The 18,667-nt window shown below is 57.9% G+C and carries 13 protein-coding genes; 7 read left to right on the top strand and 6 right to left on the bottom strand.

Annotated elements, in window-relative coordinates; translation table 11 throughout:
* Positions 1 to 98 precede the first annotated feature (98 nt).
* A complete protein-coding gene (locus C3938_RS04340) occupies positions 99 to 2,690 on the bottom strand; it encodes a TonB-dependent receptor (protein WP_105101993.1) in 2,592 nt (863 codons plus the stop codon).
* Between the two features lie 206 nt (positions 2,691 to 2,896).
* On the opposite strand from C3938_RS04340, the gene C3938_RS04345 reads away from it, so the two are divergent.
* Positions 2,897 to 4,849, top strand: coding sequence for a PhoX family protein (locus C3938_RS04345; protein WP_105101994.1), 1,953 nt, complete (start codon positions 2,897 to 2,899; stop codon positions 4,847 to 4,849).
* Positions 4,850 to 4,933: 84 nt separating this feature from the next.
* Positions 4,934 to 6,061, top strand: coding sequence for a phosphate ABC transporter substrate-binding protein PstS (gene pstS / locus C3938_RS04350; RefSeq protein ID WP_199775484.1), 1,128 nt, complete (start codon positions 4,934 to 4,936; stop codon positions 6,059 to 6,061).
* A gap of 137 nt (positions 6,062 to 6,198) precedes the next feature.
* On the opposite strand, the gene C3938_RS04355 is transcribed toward pstS, so the two are convergent.
* Positions 6,199 to 6,810 carry a protein-methionine-sulfoxide reductase heme-binding subunit MsrQ gene (locus C3938_RS04355; RefSeq protein WP_105101996.1) on the bottom strand — a complete coding sequence of 204 codons (612 nt, stop codon included), beginning with the start codon at positions 6,808 to 6,810 and terminating at the stop codon, positions 6,199 to 6,201.
* The gene (gene msrP, locus C3938_RS04360; protein WP_105101997.1) at positions 6,810 to 7,820 is read right to left on the bottom strand and encodes a protein-methionine-sulfoxide reductase catalytic subunit MsrP; all 1,011 of its coding nucleotides are present in this window, start codon (positions 7,818 to 7,820) and stop codon (positions 6,810 to 6,812) included. The genes C3938_RS04355 and msrP overlap by 1 nt, the downstream gene beginning before the upstream one ends.
* A gap of 243 nt (positions 7,821 to 8,063) precedes the next feature.
* On the opposite strand from msrP, the gene C3938_RS04365 reads away from it, so the two are divergent.
* Positions 8,064 to 8,210, top strand: coding sequence for a lmo0937 family membrane protein (locus C3938_RS04365; RefSeq protein WP_105101998.1), 147 nt, complete (start codon positions 8,064 to 8,066; stop codon positions 8,208 to 8,210).
* Between the two features lie 167 nt (positions 8,211 to 8,377).
* Here C3938_RS04365 and ybaL read toward each other — a convergent pair whose 3' ends face one another.
* Complete coding sequence (gene ybaL / locus C3938_RS04370) at positions 8,378 to 10,096, bottom strand: YbaL family putative K(+) efflux transporter (protein WP_105101999.1); 1,719 nt, start codon at positions 10,094 to 10,096, stop codon at positions 8,378 to 8,380.
* Positions 10,097 to 10,210: 114 nt separating this feature from the next.
* The gene (locus C3938_RS04375; RefSeq protein WP_105102000.1) at positions 10,211 to 10,819 is read right to left on the bottom strand and encodes a MarC family protein; all 609 of its coding nucleotides are present in this window, start codon (positions 10,817 to 10,819) and stop codon (positions 10,211 to 10,213) included.
* Positions 10,820 to 10,888: 69 nt separating this feature from the next.
* On the opposite strand from C3938_RS04375, the gene aceK reads away from it, so the two are divergent.
* Positions 10,889 to 12,652 (top strand): bifunctional isocitrate dehydrogenase kinase/phosphatase, encoded by a 1,764-nt coding sequence (gene aceK / locus C3938_RS04380; protein WP_105102001.1) that lies wholly within the window; start codon positions 10,889 to 10,891, stop codon positions 12,650 to 12,652.
* Positions 12,653 to 12,765: 113 nt separating this feature from the next.
* On the top strand, positions 12,766 to 13,275 hold the full coding sequence (locus C3938_RS04385) for a hypothetical protein (RefSeq protein ID WP_158681557.1): 510 nt from the start codon (positions 12,766 to 12,768) through the stop codon (positions 13,273 to 13,275).
* Between the two features lie 77 nt (positions 13,276 to 13,352).
* On the opposite strand, the gene ppk1 is transcribed toward C3938_RS04385, so the two are convergent.
* Positions 13,353 to 15,401: a polyphosphate kinase 1 gene (gene ppk1, locus C3938_RS04390; protein ID WP_105103218.1), complete on the bottom strand. Its 2,049-nt coding sequence runs from the start codon at positions 15,399 to 15,401 to the stop codon at positions 13,353 to 13,355.
* A 174-nt stretch (positions 15,402 to 15,575) separates the two neighbouring features.
* On the opposite strand from ppk1, the gene C3938_RS04395 reads away from it, so the two are divergent.
* Both C3938_RS04395 and C3938_RS04400 read left to right on the top strand, forming a co-directional pair.
* The gene (locus tag C3938_RS04395; protein WP_105102003.1) at positions 15,576 to 17,066 is read left to right on the top strand and encodes a Ppx/GppA phosphatase family protein; all 1,491 of its coding nucleotides are present in this window, start codon (positions 15,576 to 15,578) and stop codon (positions 17,064 to 17,066) included.
* Positions 17,063 to 18,547 carry a protein adenylyltransferase SelO gene (locus tag C3938_RS04400; RefSeq protein ID WP_105102004.1) on the top strand — a complete coding sequence of 495 codons (1,485 nt, stop codon included), beginning with the start codon at positions 17,063 to 17,065 and terminating at the stop codon, positions 18,545 to 18,547. Before C3938_RS04395 ends, C3938_RS04400 begins: the two co-directional genes overlap by 4 nt.
* Positions 18,548 to 18,667 lie beyond the last annotated feature (120 nt).

Raw genomic sequence — 18,667 nt, forward strand, 5'->3', positions numbered from 1 at the left:
ACCATGTCAAACAGATGACCACTGAATCCTATGTAAAAAAATAGCAGAAAGCCCGGGTACACTCTGGCACCCGGGCTTTCTGCCACTCAGCCTGAAACTCAGAAGCTCGAGTAGGTCAGCCCCAGCACATAGGAGGTGCCGTATTCTTCGTACACCCCGTTGTAGCCGGCGTTATTGGTGTAGAAAGGCTCATCCGTCAGGTTGACGGCACTGAAGGAAAGCTTCACGCCGTTGTTGAAGCGATACTTGGCAGAAAAATCGACCTGCATATGATTGTCTTCATACAAATCATAAGCTTCGTCCTCCAGGTTCACTTCCAACAGACGCTCGCCCTTGAAGGTTGTGGAAAGACGCAGACTCAGGGCGTCGCGCTCGTAGCCAACGATGAAGTTGCCCACGAGGTCCGCCTGTGACGGCAGGCTGACTTTGTCGCCGCGCTCCGCGTCCGCACCAAGACCGAGACTCGCTTCGGAATCGGTGTAGGTAGCGTTGGCGCGCAGCAACAGGCCGTTGTCAAAACCCTGGGTCCAGGACAATTCCGCGCCTGTGAGTTTGGCGCTGTCGCCGTTGATCGGCTGATAGATTTGCGCCTCATCCACTGCCAGCTCACCCACGTATTGGGTGACATCCACCGAGCTGGATACATCCGCGGTCACGATGAAGTTGTCGATGTTCTTGTGGAACACGCCCACCGAGAACATACCGAGCTTGTCGGCGTAGTACTCCGCGGAGAAATCCAGGTTCTGGGCCTCGTAGGGATCCAGTGCAGGATTGCCCGCTTCCACTTCCAGCTCGCCTTCGTCGTATTCGATGGCAGCGGGAGATGGGTTCAGGTCACCAAAGGACGGGCGCGACAGAGATTCGGTATAAGCTGCGCGCAGTACGATATTGTCGGTGTAGTCGTACTTGAAGTTCACACTCGGGAACAGCTTGTTGTACTCGCGCTTAACATTCACTTCTTTCGCGTACACTTCATCGGCAATTTCCTCCGCACCTTCAATCGGTTCAGAAGACTGCGCAACGCTATAACCCTTGGCACTGAAATCGGTAGTTTCGTAGCGCACACCATAGACAAGGTTGGCGCGGCCGAAGTCGATGTCATTCATCACGTAAAACGCGGAAATATCCTCGTTCATGACGTAATCCCGCGCGGAGCTCAGTGCCGTCTCGGTTTCATCGACTTCGAAGCTGGCCAGGTTCTCGTTGATAAACGCATTCAGTTTGGCTTTGCTGATACCGGGGCCGAAATTACCGAGGCCGTAATCCACATTATTCATGGCGAAGTCCGCCAGCGTGTAGTCACCGCCAAAGTCGGTGTACACGGTAGCATTCAGATCGCCAGATTTTTCGCGACGGCGGTCCTGCAGACCGAATTTCAGCTCAGACGGGTTACCGGCAACGGCGATATCGCGACGTACATCAATGCGGAAGCTGATTTCTTCGTCTTCGGTGAAGTTGTCTTCGATAACAATTTCATCCAGTTCAAACAGAGAGGCATCCATCGCCGCCGCATCACCGGCGTACAGGCTCGGAATCTTGCCGGCAGACGTATAGCCAAGCTCCAGATCTTTCTGTTCGAATCCGGTGTCGCGGCGGTGCGGCTCGGCCTCTTCCGCATGGGAGTACCCCAGAGCATATTCAATGCCCCACTGATCCAGATCGTGTTCGCCACCAAATACCAGCGACAGGATCTCCTGCTCTTCCTGACGATCTTTCAGGGATTTGTCGAGGGTGGCGTCGGACCAGGTAGCGGAGTTTGCGCTGATGGTCTGCAGGTCACCCTTGTCCAATTTGAAAGAATTGCGTTGGCGCTCTTCGGAATCCGAGAAATCGGAGTACAGTGTGTGCAGATACAACTGGCTGCTTTCTGAAACCTTCAGATCGAAATTCGCGGCGAGACCAGTGCGCTCACGGGTGATGGTGTAATCACGCTGCTCGATCTCCGGTGCACCAATCGCCTCGGTGCCATCTTCCGCTTCCATCATTTCCCAAACGCCATCGGTTTCCACATTTTCGGAACCGAAGTTGCGCTCCTGATGACTGCCAGCCAGGGCTACACCCAGCTCGCTGCCACCCAGATCAAAGCGATTGGTGTACTTGCCGGAGATTTTTGGGCTGTTTTCACCCTGCAGATCACTGTAGCCGTTTTCAATATTGACACTGTAGGTCTGGCCGGGCTTGTCCAGCGCGTTGATGCTCTTGATCTCAATCGCGCCACCGATGGAATCGGCGCTCATATCGGGAGTCAGAGTCTTGAAAACTTCGAGGCTCGCCAGCAGGTCTGATGGAATCACATCCAACGCCACCGCGCGGCTGTCGGTTTCCGGGGCCGGCAGACTCATGCCATTGATGGTGGAAGCATTCAGGTTGGGATCGATACCACGGACACCAACGAAGCGGCCTTCCCCCTGATCGCGGGCGATGAAAACACCGGCCATACGCTGCAGCGCCTCGGTCACATTGGCATCCGGCAGTTCACCTATGGCTTCGGAGGTCTGCACGGCAATCACTTTATTGGAGTCGCGCTGGCGTTCGATATCACTGCGTGCGTTGGCGGCCTGCCCGGTAACCACGATGGTTTCCATCAGCTCGCCCTGTTTTTCCGGTGCTTCCTGTGCGCCCGCGTTGATGCTGAAGATCGCCGCTGCAAGAGGCGCCATCAGTTTCAGGTTAAATACAGATTTAGTCATAGCTCCCCGTCCCGTTTTAATGTTGGCGGTTATTTTGATGGGGCGCAGGCTAGTCTTGGGATGTGAAAATTTGGTTACGCTTTTTTTAAATTTGTCATATTGCGCCGCTAGTCTTGGCGTATCTTGAAGCGAACCATAGATACAAGGCTCGTAAACACTGGCAAACGCCAGTTGGTCCGCCAATATTGCAGTCAGGTGAATAATTCATGACAGACAATAACCAGCACACGCCGGATACCGCACCGCACAACCCCCAGCGCCGCACCCTGTTCAAGGCCGTGGGCGCAATCACCGCGGCGACGGCCGGAGCCAGCCTGTTGCCGGGTTGTGGCGCGGAGAAAGGCAACGCCAGCAAACAGAACCTGGGATTCGCGGAAATCCCTCACGGTCTGGATCACCGCCACCACATCCCCGAGGGTTACACCACCGACCTGTTATTGCGCTGGGGCGATCCGTTGGACGCCTTTGCCGAAAGCTTCGCGCCGGAAAAACTTGACGCCACCGAGCAAGCGCGTCGCTTCGGCTACAACAATGACTTCATCGCGTTCATGCCGCTTGACCCCAACGCCGGCCCGGGCGCCGGAGACCGACACTGCCAGAGCAGAAACAGCGAGCGCGGACTGCTGTGCGTCAACCACGAGTACACCCAGCCACACCTGATGTTTGCCGGTTACAGTGAGGCCAGCTCCATTCGCGGCACCAGTGACCACCACATCGCGGTGGAACAACAGGCCTGCGGCCACAGTGTGGTGGAAATTGAAAAAACCGACGAGGGCTGGAAGGCAGTACCCGGCAGCCCCTACAACCGTCGCCTGTCACTCACAACGGAAATGGACATCGTCGGTGCTGCCGCCGGTGATACACGCCTGCAGACCAATGAGGACCCAAGCGGCACCCGGGTATTCGGCACCGTCGGCAACTGTGCTGGCGGAAAAACACCCTGGGGTACCGTGCTGATTGCGGAAGAAGGTTTCGGCGGCGCCTTCCAGGGCGACCCCGACAGCGTGGCGGACGAGGTGGAAGCGCACAATCACCACGCGTTCGGCATCTCCCCGGATAACCGCAACTGGGGTGACTACGACCGCCGCTTCGATATCTCAGTAGAGCCAAACGAACCCAATCGTTTCGGCTGGATGGTGGAGTACGATCCCTACGATCCACAGTCCAAACCACGCAAACTGACCGGCCTCGGCCGCTTCGAACACGAGGGGTTCACCCTCGTAAGCAAACCCGGGCAGCCGATCGTGGCCTACGGCGGCGACGACGATGAGCATCAGTTTGTGTATCGCTTTGTGTCCTCTGGCATCTATCGCCCCGGGGAGTACCCACACAACCGCACACTGCTCACCGAGGGAACACTGTATGCCGGCCAGTTCCGCGAGGATGGCGCCGGGGCGTGGCTGCCTCTGGTGTTCGGCCGCGGACCACTGACGGAAGACAATGGGTTTCGCAATCAGGCGGATGTTCTGATCGACTGCCGGCGTGCCGCAAAGCTGATCGGCGCAACCCCGATGGACCGGCCGGAAGATGTGGAAACGAATCCGGTGAACGATTGCACCTATGTGATGCTGACGAAAAACACCAAACGTGCGGAAGGTGACGAAAACGCCGCGAATCCGCGAGCGCGCAATTCGGCGGGACATGTACTGGAGATTGTGCCCCCCGGGCGCGATGGCGAACGGGATCACGTAAGCGATACATTCCGCTGGAATACTTTTTTGCTGGGAGGAAACCCCAACGCGGAGGACCCGGCGAAGCGCGGCGCTTACGGACAACAGATTCCGGGTGCCATTTCCGCCCACGGCTGGTTTGCGAATCCGGATAATGTCGCCTTCGATACATACGGCAATATGTGGATCGCCACAGATGGCTGCGAGAGTTTCGGTTTTCACGATGGCCTCTGGGCAATGGCCACGGAGGGTGATCTGCGCGCGGCGCCGAAACATTTCTTCGGTTGCCCACAGGGCGGGGAAATCTGTGGACCGGAATTTACCCCGGACGGAACCACGCTGTTTGTTTCCGTCCAGCACCCGGCGGATGCAGAACATTCCACCTTTGATACTCCGCTGCACCGCTGGCCGGACAATGATCCAACGCTGCCGCCGCGACCATCGGTACTGGCCATTCGCCGCAAAGACAACGGGGTGATCGGCAGCTGAGTAGAGACGGCATGCTCCGGGGTTCGCTTCGAGCCCCGATCACCTACGTTTGACACCCAACCGCTCTCACCCCGAGGCCATCCCATGAACCGCAAACCGTCGCCTGCCCCAAGGATCGTCCACTCACTGGCCGCATTCGCGGCGATGATGGCAGTCACCCTGACGATCACGGCCTGCTCCGGAGACAACGTAAACACCGACAGCCCCGCAACGTCGGCGGAAAGCGCCGGAACCAACGTCAGGTTGAACGGCTCCGGCGCGAGTTTTCCTTTTCCGATTTACTCCAGGTGGTTCAAGGATTTTTCAGAAAAACAACGCCGCATCCGCGTGGAGTATCAGGTCAAAGGCAGCGATGCGGGCATCCGGGATTTCATCAATGGAACGGTGGATTTCGCCGCCTCCGATGCCGCCATGGAAGAGGACGAAATAGGCAAGATCAAACGGGGGGCAATCCTGCTGCCAATGACCGCCGGCGAAGTGGTGCTGGCATACCATCTCCCGGGTATCGACACTCTCAGACTTCCACGAAGTGTTTATCCGGAAATATTCCTCGGCAAAATCGATCGCTGGAACGATCCCCAACTTGTCGCGGCCAACCCCGGGATAGACCTCCCGGATACCAAAATCACCGTCGTCACCCGCTCCGATTCGTCAGGCACTACCTTTGTATTCACCGGGCACCTGAGCGCAGTGAATGCCAACTTCAAATCTGCGGTGGGTCAGGCGAAGGCACCCAACTGGCCACCTGCGGCCAATTTCGTCAAGGCGCCGAGAAATGACGGTATCGCAGCACAGATCAGACAAATCCCCGGTGCCATCGGTTACGTGGAATACGGATTCGCCAAACTTACCGGCTTGCCCTCAGCGCAGCTGGAAAACAAGTCCGGCAACTTTATTTCTCCGGGTCCGGAAGCCGGCGCCGCGGCACTGAGCAGTGTGAAATTCCCCGCGCGCACCCTGCCCGGTGGCCAGGTGCCAAATTTGATTGCCTGGGTCTGGGACCCCGGCGACGCGCAGGCTTATCCCATTGCCAGTTTTACCTGGCTGCTGGTTTACGCGGAACAGGACGACCACAAGGCGAATGCCATGCGGAAATTGGTGAATTACATGCTGAGCGACAGTGCCCAGGACCTGGCAGACAGCCTCGGGTATATTCCGCTGCCCAACACGGTACGCAACAAGGTACGCGAGGCGGCCGAGTTTATTCAGTAACATCATCCCGGCGGTGAAGATCCGCGCATACGCGGGGTGGATACGCTGTATTTTCCACCGGGCCATCTCAGGGCCCAGCAAGTACTTACCTGGGTATCCCTTTGCACGAATTCAAATAAGCGCCTGTCGAAAGCAGATCAGCGAAAACTCTTTATCCATCGCCCCAGGGCCTGGCGCCGCCAGACCAGGAGAGCCAGCGCGATCGCACTGTAGATCGCCGGCTCTATCCAGCCACTTTTCACCGACCACCAGAAATGCCAGCAGGCAAGTACCACCACCACATACAACAGGCCGTGTAATTTTTTCCAGCTCTTCCCCATTTTTCGAAGCAGCACCGGCAGAGAAGTTATCGCCAGCGCGAGCAGGATCAACCAGGCGGAGAACCCCAGCAGAATATACGTGCGCTTGACCAGCTCCACACTGATCAGCGACCAGTCGAGCCCGAGATCCAGTGCCAGCCAGGTACTGAAATGCAGCGTTGCCCAGGCAAAGCACCAGAGCCCCAACGGCCGGCGCAGGCGATTGAGCTGACCGTAGTGCAGCGTTTTCGCCAGCGGTGAAACCAGCAATGTAAGCAGTAACAGGCGGATGCTCCCCATTCCCAGGTAATGGATCAGCTCCTTGACCGGATCACCACCCAGGCGGCCGTCGTTGATGGCGTAGAACAACCAGAGCAACGGTAACAATGCCCCGAGGTGCACGCCAATCTGCAACAGGATCGCCGCATATTTTTTCCTGCTCGCGGCCACTAGTAAAACTTCCTCAGATCCATTTTGCTGTAGAGCGAGGCCACTTCCTCACCGTAACCGTTAAATGGCAGGGTCTCCTGGCGCTTGACCGCGAACAGACCGCCGGGACCAATAAAGCGTTCGCTGGCCTGGGACCAGCGCGGGTGATCCACCGCCGGGTTTACATTGGCGTAGAAACCGTATTCATTGGGGGCGAGTTTGTTCCAGCTGGTGCTAGGCATTGTCTCCACCAGCTTGATCTTCACAATGGACTTGATGCCCTTAAAGCCGTATTTCCACGGCACCACCAGCCGGATCGGGGCACCGTTTTGCGGGGGCAGGGTTTTGCCGTAGAGGCCTACAGACAGAATCGTCAGCGGGTGCATGGCTTCGTCCATACGCAGTCCCTCCACGTAGGGATAATCCACACCGCCACCGATATAGCGGTTGCGCTGACCGGGCATCTGCTCCGGATCGTAGAGCGTCTGGAAGGCCACATATTTCGCGCGGCTGGTAGGCTGGAAGCGCTGGAGGAACTTGCCGAGCTCGAAACCGATCCAGGGAATCACCATGGACCAGGCCTCCACACAGCGCATACGGTATATACGCTCTTCCAGGCCAATATCGTTCATCAGCCGCCATACATCCACGGTACCCGGTTTCTCCACCTCGCCTTCTACGGTAAGGGTCCAGGGCTCGATCTTGAGCCCCTGGCTGTTTTCCGCAGGGTCGGTCTTGCCGATGCCGAACTCATAAAAATTGTTGTGGGTGGTGATTTTCGCTTCGGGCGTGAGAGCCAGATCCGGGGCCGGCTGCTGGCGGGAGTAATCCAGCGGTTTGCGCGTGGCCTTGCCGGTGCTCTCCTCGGTATCGCGACCGAACAGATCCCATCCGCTGGCACCGCCCGACAGCAGCAGTCCACCCAGGCCGGCGCCGAGCCCCCGGATCACACTGCGGCGGGAAACATAAGCGGCTTCAGGGGTGGTCTGCGCTTCACTGAGGTCACTGCGCGCTGTTTTTTTGATCAGCATGGCTTAGCTCTCCGCTGGCGGTTTCATCCGATGTGCGTCTTAACACCGGCTCAACGCAATAAGAGCCCGGATTTCGGATTTTGTTCACTTTAGTCTTGTTCAAAATAGTTTCGCGCGAGCTTATACCCAATCGCAATGAAAAATCCTTTTCCTGGTGGAGGAATCAATGACAGATTATTGTTTCTCAATGCAGTCGGCTCACGTGCCGAGCTTCGACTGGTAACCGATATAGAGGTAGCACCGATGCTTGAAACGATCATCGTGATTCTGGTTGTGCTCTGGTTACTGGGGCTGGTGAGCTCCTATACCCTGGGTGGCTTTCTGCACATACTGCTCATCATCGCCGTAATTCTGTTGATCCTGCGACTGGTGCGGGGGCGGGGGCCGTAGCCTCCATCTGCAGAACCGCGCGAGAGGAGGGAGGTCAACCGGGAGCTGCGGGAGATCGCGGGTCGGACACGTCGTTGTGCCAGCGCCGCTTCCCTTGTCGACACTGACACTACATTGCGGATATAGACTGTGGCCCTGTGGCCAGAAGCAACTCAAGGCCCAGCCTGTTACGCACGATGGCATTCGAATAACTCAATGGCACTTTCGGAAATGGCTCGCGCCAGCGCCTGTTCGCGCACGAAAACCCCTGCGGCGCCATCCCGGGCGAGCATACGCGCATCCTCGTCGCCACTGGCTCGCGCCAGAACCTGAATGTCGGGCTTTAGCAGACTCGCGGTCTCAATCATGCGCCGGGCGCGCAGGCTATCCGGAATGGTTACAATCAACAGCCGTGCGCGCGCCACATGCGCCTGAATCAGTACCTCCGGTTCCGCCGCATCGCCGGAGACCGCAGCCAACCCGCGCTCCCGCAATTGTTCGACCAGCTCGCGGCTCTGTTCCGCCACCACTATGGAAATGCCGGCCCGCGCCAGTGAGTTCGACACCCGCGAGCCCACATCGCCGTATCCCACCACTACTGCGTGTCCGGTCAACTTGCGCAGGTCCGTGGTCATTGGTAACTCCGCCAACGGGTCCGACGAGCGCTCCATGAACCGTGCCAGCCTCGAGCGCCCGCGAATCCAGCGCTGCAATGGCTCCACCGCATTGAACAGCAGAGGATTTAGCGTGATGGAAATTAGTGCACCGGCGAGAATCAGGTTTTGCCCCTCCGCCGAGAGCAACCCCAGAGATGCGCCAAGACCCGCGAGGATGAAGGAAAACTCACCGATCTGCGCCAGACTCGCGGACACAGTGAGCGCGGTGTTGAGTGGATAGCGGAATAGCAACACCAGTCCAAACGCCGCCAGAGTCTTGCCGAATACGATGATAGCCACCACCGCCAGTATTTTGGCTGGTGCCTCAAGCAACATCGCAGGATCAAACAGCATACCCACAGAAACGAAGAACAGTACGGCGAATGCATCCCGCAGCGGCAGCGACTCCTCCGCCGCACGGTGGCTGAGCGCCGACTCCCGCAACACCATACCGGCAAAAAAAGCACCAAGCGCAAAGGACACGCCGAAGATAACGGAGGAGAAGTAGGCAATACCCATTGCAGTCGCCACTACCGCCAGAGTAAAGAGTTCCCGAGAACCGGTGCGCGCCACCTGCCACAACAACCAGGGGAACAGGCGGCGGCCACCCACCAACATCAGCGCGACGAAAATCCCGACCTTGCCCAAGGTAACAGCGACAGTGAACGCCAGATTGCCGGCTTCGGTATCCACTAGCGTATGCGGGGAATCCGCCGGTGTGCCGCCCAGCCACCCAGCCAGTGCCGGCAGAATCACCAAGACGAACACCATCACAAGATCTTCCACCACCAACCACCCAACGGCGATGCGCCCGTTAACGGTATCCAGTAATCCACGGACTTCCAAAGCCCGTAACAACACCACTGTGCTCGCAACCGACAAAGCTAGGCCAAACACCAGGCATGCACCAATATCCCAACCCCAGAGACGTGCGACGCTGAAGCCCAGCAGGGTGGCCACGGTAATCTGCGCAAGTGCACCAAGAATGGCAATACGCCGCACCGCCATCAGGTCGGAAAGGGAAAAGTGCAGGCCGACGCCGAACATCAGCAGGATCACGCCAATTTCCGCCAGCTGCTGCGACAGCGCTATATCGGCAACGAAACCCGGCGTGGAAGGGCCTATGATCACGCCGGCAATGATGTAACCGAGCAACGCTGGCAGACGCAGACGCGCCGCCGCGAAACCCAGCACCAGCGCTAACCCCAGCGCCACGGCTATGGTGGTAATCAGAGAAATATCGTGATGCAAAAGTCCCCCTCCGTGCCACTCGCGGATAGTTCAGGCTGAGCGCTCTTTGTGCCCCCAGAAACGCCCCCAAAAGCTTTATTAATAAGGCGGTAGTATGTGCTGGAACGCCGTGAATCACACCATGAAAAACTGCTGGAGCCCCAACAGAACATTGGTGGTCGCCACGGAAGCCAGAATCAACCCCATGACCCGGCTGACGATACTGGCACCGGTATCACCGATCCAGCGGTGGATCCGGTTGGCGGAGAGCAACAAGAGGAGAACGATCGCCAATACCGAAAACATGGCCGTGGCGGTATGGAACTGGTGTATGGGATCAAAACGGTGGTTATCCGTCAGCACCACCGCCGCCAGCATGGCGCCCGGAGAGGCAATGGAGGGAACCGCGAGAGGGAAAATCGCGGTTTCATGCCCGCTCTGGACGATTCCCATTTCCTGCTCGGGCTTACCCTCACCAAAAATCATGGTGAGGGCAAAAAGGAACAGCACTATTCCACCGGCAACCTGAAACGCCGACAGCGGGACACCGATCGCCTCCAGCAAGTACTGCCCGGCCAGCAGAAAGAACAGCAGAATGCCGGTTGCCACCGCTACCGCGATAAACGCAATCCTGCGCCTTTGCCACTCCGCGTGGCGGCTGGTAACAGCAATAAACACCGGCAGTGTGCCTACCGGGTCGATTACCGCAAAGAAAAAGACAAAGCTGCTGATCCAATCGTTCAATTGGCCTCCCGAAAGTCCGTGCTAACATCGGCTACATGGTATGAAAACGGATCCAATTGAGTCTAGTGCATGACCAATCACTCCCCGACCGCCCGCCGCATCGCCAAAACCATCCTCAATGGCTTTGATGCGTACTTCGCGGATTTCCAGAACATCACGCTGGGCGCCAAGGCGCGCTTCGAAACCGCGGCCTGGCCGGGGGTGCACCAGGCCAACAAGGAGCGTATCGACCTCTACAAGGTGAAGGTGAACCAGGTACTGAAACTGGTGCACTCTGTCACCAGTAAAGACACCACCCAACTGGAGCTGTGGGGCCAGGCCAAGGAAACCTACGCGCAGCTGATCGCCAACAACAACAATTACGAGATCGCCGAGACTTTTTTCAATTCGGTGTTCTGCAGCCAGTTCCAGCACGCACACATCCACGACAGCCACATTTTCGTAAAGTCCTCGCGCGCCCCGGATGAAAAACCACTGCGGGATTACAGTATCTATATCAGCTACAGCGGCCGCGACGGTCTGCGGGCGATGATGGAAGACATTCTCGCCGATTACAGCTTCTCTATACCCTGGGAAGACATGCAGCGAGACCTGGACCATATCTGCAGTGCCCTGCGCGACGGGCCGCTGGCGGGCAAACTGGAAACCGAGGACGACGAGCAGCGCCTGCGAGTGGACATGTTGGAGTCGGTGTTCTACCGCAACAAAGCGGCCTATCTGGTGGGGAGGTTGATGTTCAATGGCGAAGTGATTCCCCTGATCCTGCCCTGTCTGAACAATGGTCGCAGCCAGGTGTTTGTGGATACGGTCATCCACGACAACGACTCCGCCAGTATCATTTTCAGTTTCACCCGCTCCTACTTCATGGTGGATGCGCCGATCCCCTCGCGTTTTGTGCGCTTCCTCTCCACCATCATGCCGCTCAAGGAAAAATCGGAACTGTACAACTCCATCGGCTTCCACAAGCATGGCAAGACCGAGTTCTACCGCCATATCCTCGCGCACATGAAGGTGAGCAATGACAAGTTCATCATTGCACCCGGTATCAAGGGCATGGTGATGAGTGTATTTACCCTGCCCTCCTATCCCGTGGTATTCAAGGTAATCAAGGACCGCTTTGATGCGCCGAAAACCGTCACCGAGGAAATCGTCAAGGAGAAGTACAAATTCGTATCCCGCGCCGACCGGGTCGGGCGTATGGCGGATACCCAGGAATACACCAACTTTATTTTTTACCGCAACCGCTTCAGTGAGGAGTTACTGGCGGAACTGCAGAAGCTGGCACCGTCCAAACTTCATATTGACGACAAGTGGATCATCATCAAACACCTGTATGTGGAGCGGCGCATGGAGCCGCTCAATCTGTATCTCGACACCGCCGATGAACAGCAGACGGTTGAGGCCATGGAAGAATACGGCAACGCCATCAAGCAGCTCGCCGCGGCGAATATTTTTCCCGGCGATATGCTACTGAAAAACTTCGGTGTGACCCGTCACGGACGGGTGGTATTTTACGATTACGACGAACTCTGCCCGCTCACCGAGTGCAACTTTCGCAAGATCCCCGAACCGCACACGACAGAGCAGGAACTGGCAGACCGCCCCTGGTACACGGTGGCAGAGGCGGATGTTTTCCCCGAGGAGTTCCGCCTGTTTTTCTCCGGCAATCCCATTGCCCGCAAGGCGTTCGAGGATCAACACAGCGACCTGTACGACTACCGCTACTGGCAACGGTTGCAGGAGCGCATTCGCGCCGGCCGGGTGGAGAGCACCTTTCCCTACCGTCGCAAGGTGCGCTTTCGCCGCCTGCCCATCAAGCGTACGTCGCCGTAAACAGCCTCCGAGGGGTCGAGAGGTCTTGGGCCCAACTATGGCTATAGTTAGGGAAGTGGTTATCCGGTTATTGAATACTACCGGGTCAAGCAGGTACCGATGGAGGTCTGGAAGTGCGGTATTTAGGCGGTGGCGCCCTGTGCGTGGGTCTGGCGTTGTGGAGCGTAGCCTTGAGCGGTTGCGGCTACCTGCCCAGTGAGATGGAGGGCAAGCCCAAGTCCGGCAAGTCAATGCCGCCGGAATCCACTGCGGGTGTGGCAATGCACGCCGCTAGCTGTGAAGTTCGCGCCAAAGGCTACAAGCTACAGACCTTTGACGATCTCTACGAATTTACCGATGACCCCAGGCACCCGTTCCAACCCGCCACCAATCTCCCCGCCAAATACGATGTCCAGGCGTTTGTTTGGGGCTATGACAATTGCCTCGAGCGCGGCACCTGCCAGCACGGAGACCACTATTGGCTGATCAAGCGGGGCCCGGAGGAAGATTTTTCCACCTGGGTGGTCACCCCCCAGTTCCCCCGCATCACCATCGAATCCCGCTGCAAGGAAAACCTGAAAGTGGGCGAGCGCTATCGTTTTTCCTTTGAGGGTGGGAAGCTGGTGGGGTTCAGCAAAAATTAAGTCAAGAATCATTTCTTGACTTAATACTGTCCGAGAAGGTGCCGCTGCCGGGCACAGCCACCTGTGTATTCACCCCATCAAACGTCCCGCTTTTTCAGATACCGGTAAATGGCGTCCTGTGAGCGCACATTGCGCTTGCTGTTGCGGTTGGCAATCCGGCTGTTGCTCTGGTCCGCATCCATCACCCGCGCTTTCTGGTTGTCCTGCCACTGCAACTCAAGAATATCCAGCACGGTTTTGCGGTGTTCCGTTGACAGCAAGGGAAAGGTCACCTCCACCCGATGGTCGAGGTTTCTCGTCATCAGATCTGCGGAAGACAGATACACCTGCTGCTCACCACCATTGTGAAACGCGTAAATCCGGGCGTGTTCGAGGAACTTGTCCACCAGGCTGATGACTTCAATGTTGTCGGAAACGCCCCGGGTCTGGCACACCAGTGCGCACATGCTGCGCACGATGATACGCACCCGCACACCCGCGTCGCCCGCACGGTACAGGCGCTCGATCACTTCCGAATCCACAAGATTGTTGCACTTGATAAAAATATCCGCGGGCTTGCCGGCGACCGCCGCGGAAATTTCGCGATCGATGGCGGCGAGCAGGTTTGGCCGATTGGTGTGAGGAGAAACCCAGATATGGTGGTAATCCGGTTGTAAGTGAGACTGTTTGATGAAGTCGAAGACGCGGTAGGCGTCTTCACCGAGTTTACTGTCGCTGGTCAGCAGGCTGAAGTCGCAGTAAAAGCGCGCGGTGCTTTCGTTGAAATTGCCAGTGCCGAAGTGGCTGTAATAGCGCGCATGGCCATCTTCTTCGCGCACGATGGAAATGAGTTTGCAGTGCACCTTGAGGCCGGGCACTCCGTAGATAACATCCACCCCCGCATCGCTCAGCTCGCTGGACCAGTGCAGGTTGGCCTGCTCATCAAAGCGCGCCTGTAATTCCACCACCGCGGTTACCTGCTTCTGGTTGCGCACCGCGTTGACCAGTGCGGCGACCACACGGGAGTTTTTCGCCACCCGGTACAGGTTGATGCGTATTTCACGCACCTTGGGATCAATGGCGGCGGAGGCCAGCAGCTTGGTGATCACGCGAAAGTCGTGGTAGGGGTAATAGCAGAGGCGATCGCGCTCCCGCAGCCAGGCAAAAATATTGGCGCTGTCCGGCAGCGTCGGCAGCGGACTGATTCGACGATAGGTGTGCTGGCGACTGTCTGCCGGAAAGCTCATGAAGTCTTTTGAGTTGTGGTAGCGGCCACCGGGTGTGAAGCTGTCGTAGCTTCCCATCTTCAGTTTTTTCTTGATCAGCTGAATCAGTGCCTCGGGCATGGTGGAGTCGTACACCAGGCGCACCGGCTCCGCCTGCTTGCGTTTTTTCAGGGATTTCGCCACCCGGTCAACAATGTTCTGCGTCACATGCTCACCGAGTTCCAGCTCCGCATCACGGCTGATCTTGAAGGTGTAGGCAGACGCTTTTGCGATTGGCATGACATAGCGGAACACATCCACCAGACAGGCACGAATTACGTTGTCGAGCACGATGTAGACCTTCTCGTGCTTTTTCTCCCGGTGCGGGATGGCGATGAAACGGGGCAGAATGTCCGTGGGGATTTCCAGCGCCGCAAAGCGCAGCGTGCCGTCTTCCAGTTCAAGATAGATACCGAAGTAAATGCTCGCTTCATTCAACAGCGGCATGGTTTCTCGGTCATCGATGAAAAATGGCTCGAGTTCAGGCAGTACCTCGCGGCGGAAAAACTCCTCGACGTAGGCAAACTGGCCGGGCGTGAGTTGGCGCTCGTTGATCAGGTGGATATTGTGCCGCCCGAGATCCTTGAGGACCTTGCCGTACGCGTTGCCAAAGCGTGCCTGCAACCGCAGCACTTTTTCGTTGATGTTCCCCAGCAGTTCACCAAACTGCTCCTTCTGACTGCTGCCCTTGGCAAAGGTGGCCAGGCGCCGCACATCCGCCACGCGTACGCGGTAGAATTCATCCAGATTGTTGGAAAAGATGCCGAGAAAGCGTACCCGCTCAATAATGGGCACACTCTCGTCTTCCACTTCCTGCAGGACCCGGGCGTTGAACGAGAGCCAGCTCAGCTCTTTGGGGTACAGGGGAATGTCTTTTGCCATACTCTCTGCTGCTTTTTCTGCAAATTGTTCACCATTTCCCGGCATCTGCGGAGAGACGTGGTCAACGAATACTGCGGCTTCTATGGTTTTCAAGTTTATATGGACACACTGGTGGCAATCTGATGGCTGCGCAGTTTGCTACATTTTTGTTTCAGATATTTGACAAGCAAAAACATGACAAGTGATAACAACGCCGACGCCAATCCCCCGCGCTACGCCGCACTGGATCTGGGCTCGAACAGCTTCCACCTATTGTTAGCAGAATTCCGTGACCAACGCATGGTCCGCCTGCATACCGACCGCGCCATGGTAAGACTCGCAGAAGGCCTCGACAGAGAACGCAACCTGGCACCGGAGGTAGCGGAGCGGGCGCTGGAGGCCCTGCGACGGTTTGCGCCGGTGATCCAGGGGCTGCCCGCGGACAATGTGCGCATCGTCGGCACCAATACCCTGCGCCTGGCCAGCACCCAGGCGGATGGATTTCTGGAGGCGGCGGAAGCCATTCTCGGCGCCCCCATCGAGATCATTTCCGGGGTCGAAGAGGCGCGCCTGATCTATTCCGGCGTGATGGCCGCGGCGGAAGGTCCGCCGCGTCTGCGCTGTGTGGTGGATATTGGCGGCGGCTCCACGGAACTGGTGCGCGGTGTGGAGAGCCCCCGCCAGTTGCAGAGCGTGAACATGGGCTGTGTGGCGTTTAACCGCCGTTTTTTCGACGACGGCAAAATCGATGCCGGCAAGCGCAATAATTTCGTGCGCGCCCGTCGCGCCGCCCAGGCAGAACTGCAGGAATTACAACATATTGCCGATGAGGCGCTGGTGATTGGCGCCTCCGGCACCATCAAGTCGGTGGCGCGGGTACTCAACAACGGCGAACTTCTGCCGATTCATCGCAAGGATCTGGACAAGCTCGCGGACCGGGTGGCCGGCTGCAGGACCGTGGACGCCATCGATCTGCCGAATCTCGAGCCGCAGCGCCGCCCGGTGTTTGCCGCCGGCCTCGCAATTCTGCACGGTATATTCCGCGAGCTGGATATTGAGGTCATGCACATATCTCCCTACGCCATCCGCGAAGGTATCGTTCACGACCTGGCCGGCCGCGCCCACGGCGGCGACCGCCGCGCCGACACCGTGGCCAACCTGATGGAGAAAGGGGAAATCGACCGCAATCAGGCCAGGCGCGTCGCCAGCACCGCGCTGCAATTCTTTGCTCAGTTGAACCCGCATTCCATGATGAGCCAGCGCCGCCTTTTGCGCTGGGCCGCGGATCTGCACGAAATCGGTCTCGCCCTCTCACACAGCAGTTTCCGCAAGCTGGGTGCCTTCATGATTGAACACGCAGATATGGCGGGTTTCAGCCGCAGCGAACAGGAAAACCTCGCCTACCTGGTGCGCAATCAGCGTGGGGATATCAAGGCGGTGCAGGAACACTACGGCTTTCACCCCAACAACGATCTGCTGTTGTGCCTGCGCCTGGCCTGCATTGTGCACCGCGACCACGTCGACCGTGGCATTGACGGCCTCACCCTGTCGGCCGACGGTCCGGGCTACCGGCTGGGTATCCCCGGTCAGTGGCTGTACCAGTATCCCGCCATCGAAGACCTGCTGGAGCTGGAAGTCGAATGCTGGGCGGACAAGAACATCAAACTGACACTAGGTAACCCGTGACCAAATCCGATTTCCAGCCCCTGGAGCGGCTGACCCTTAAGCACCACTACGCCGACCTCGGCCCGGTCTTTGGAACCCCGGTCCAGCCTACTCCACTGCAAAACCCGCATACCATCCACGTCAATCCGGCGGTATTGGCACTGCTGGGCATCGCCCCACAGGAGGCACAGAACCCGGACTGGGCGCTGTTGGGCAGCGGGGCCAGGCTGTTCCGGGGCAGCGTGCCCTTCTCCATGAAATATACCGGTCACCAGTTCGGCAGCTACAACCCCGAGCTCGGCGACGGGCGCGCGCTGTTACTGGGGGAAATCGAACGCGACGGCAAACACTGGGATCTGCATCTGAAGGGCGCGGGCCAGACCCCCTACTCCCGCTTCGGTGATGGCCGCGCGGTACTGCGTTCCACCATCCGCGAATATCTCGCCGGCGAGGCTCTGACGGCGCTGGGTATTCGCAGTACCCGCGCGCTGTGCATTGTTGGCAGCCGGGAACCGGTGGCGCGGGAGAAACTGGAAACCGGTGCGGCGCTGATCCGCGTGGCGCGCAGCCATATCCGCTTCGGGCATTTCGAGTACCTGTTTTACACCCGCCAGTTGGATGCGCAGCACAAGCTGGTGGAATTTGTGTGCGCGCAGTTTTTGCCGGAGGTCGCGGATAAGTCGGTGCAGGAGCAGGCGGAGGCGCTGTTGCGGTTTACGGTAAAGCGCAGTGCGGAACTGGTGGCCGGCTGGCAGTCGGTGGGGTTCGCCCATGGCGTTCTGAATACGGACAATATGTCGATCATTGGGGATTCATTTGATTTCGGCCCTTATGGTTTTCTGGACGACTATGAGCCAGGCTTCATCTGCAACCATTCGGATCACACGGGACGCTACGCGTTTGATGCGCAGCCGGGTGTGGTGCTGTGGAATTTGAATGCACTGGCCCATGCATTTTCTTCGCTGCTGGATATCGAGACGCTGAAAGATTGCCTGGGGCAATATCAGCCGTTGCTGATCGAATGTTATGCCGGTCTTATGCGGCGCAAACTCGGGTTGGCCACGGAAGACGACGGCGATCAGCAGTTGTGTGCGGATCTGATGACGTTGCTGGAATCCGGACAGGTGGATTACTCGCTATTTTTTCGTGCACTCAGCCGGTATTTTGGGGAGCGGCCGGCCACTTCACTGGAGGAGCTTGTTTCCCCCTCCCAGCACGGCGCTCTGGGAAACTGGCTTTCGCGCTACGACCAACGGTTACAGAAAGAGCGCCAATCTCCGGAGGAGCGCTGCCGGAATATGTTGCGGACGAACCCCAAGTTTGTGTTGCGGAATTATCTGGCGCAGCGGGTGATTGAGGCGGCTGAGTCTGGAGATTTCCAGCCTTTACATACGTTTTTTGATTTGTTGCAGACGCCTTTTGAGGAGCATCCGGGGTTTGAGACTTGGGCGGCGGCGCCGTCGGAATCGGGCAAACATTTGCCCATCAGTTGTTCGTCTTGAGCCGGGCTTTCGTGGTCCGCTTTATTCTCGGTGTGTGGCGGCGGATCACTGGGCATTGGTTTTCGAAACCGCTGTGAATACATCCCTGTACGCTGCGTCGGCGACGTCCCTGTCGCCGAC

The organism is Microbulbifer pacificus, assembly GCF_002959965.1.
Taxonomy (GTDB): Bacteria; Pseudomonadota; Gammaproteobacteria; order Pseudomonadales; family Cellvibrionaceae; genus Microbulbifer; species Microbulbifer pacificus_A.

Bases quoted from the DNA above. Each gene is read 5' to 3' on its own strand.
- ppk1 (WP_105103218.1), bottom strand. From the start codon at position 15,401: ATGGCAAAAGACATTCCCCTGTACCCCAAAGAGCTGAGCTGGCTCTCG.
- aceK (WP_105102001.1), top strand. From the start codon at position 10,889: ATGACCAATCACTCCCCGACCGCCCGCCGCATCGCCAAAACCATCCTC.
- C3938_RS04345 (WP_105101994.1), top strand. From the start codon at position 2,897: ATGACAGACAATAACCAGCACACGCCGGATACCGCACCGCACAACCCC.
- pstS (WP_199775484.1), top strand. From the start codon at position 4,934: ATGAACCGCAAACCGTCGCCTGCCCCAAGGATCGTCCACTCACTGGCC.
- C3938_RS04395 (WP_105102003.1), top strand. From the start codon at position 15,576: ATGACAAGTGATAACAACGCCGACGCCAATCCCCCGCGCTACGCCGCA.
- C3938_RS04365 (WP_105101998.1), top strand. From the start codon at position 8,064: ATGCTTGAAACGATCATCGTGATTCTGGTTGTGCTCTGGTTACTGGGG.
- C3938_RS04340 (WP_105101993.1), bottom strand. From the start codon at position 2,690: ATGACTAAATCTGTATTTAACCTGAAACTGATGGCGCCTCTTGCAGCG.
- msrP (WP_105101997.1), bottom strand. From the start codon at position 7,820: ATGCTGATCAAAAAAACAGCGCGCAGTGACCTCAGTGAAGCGCAGACC.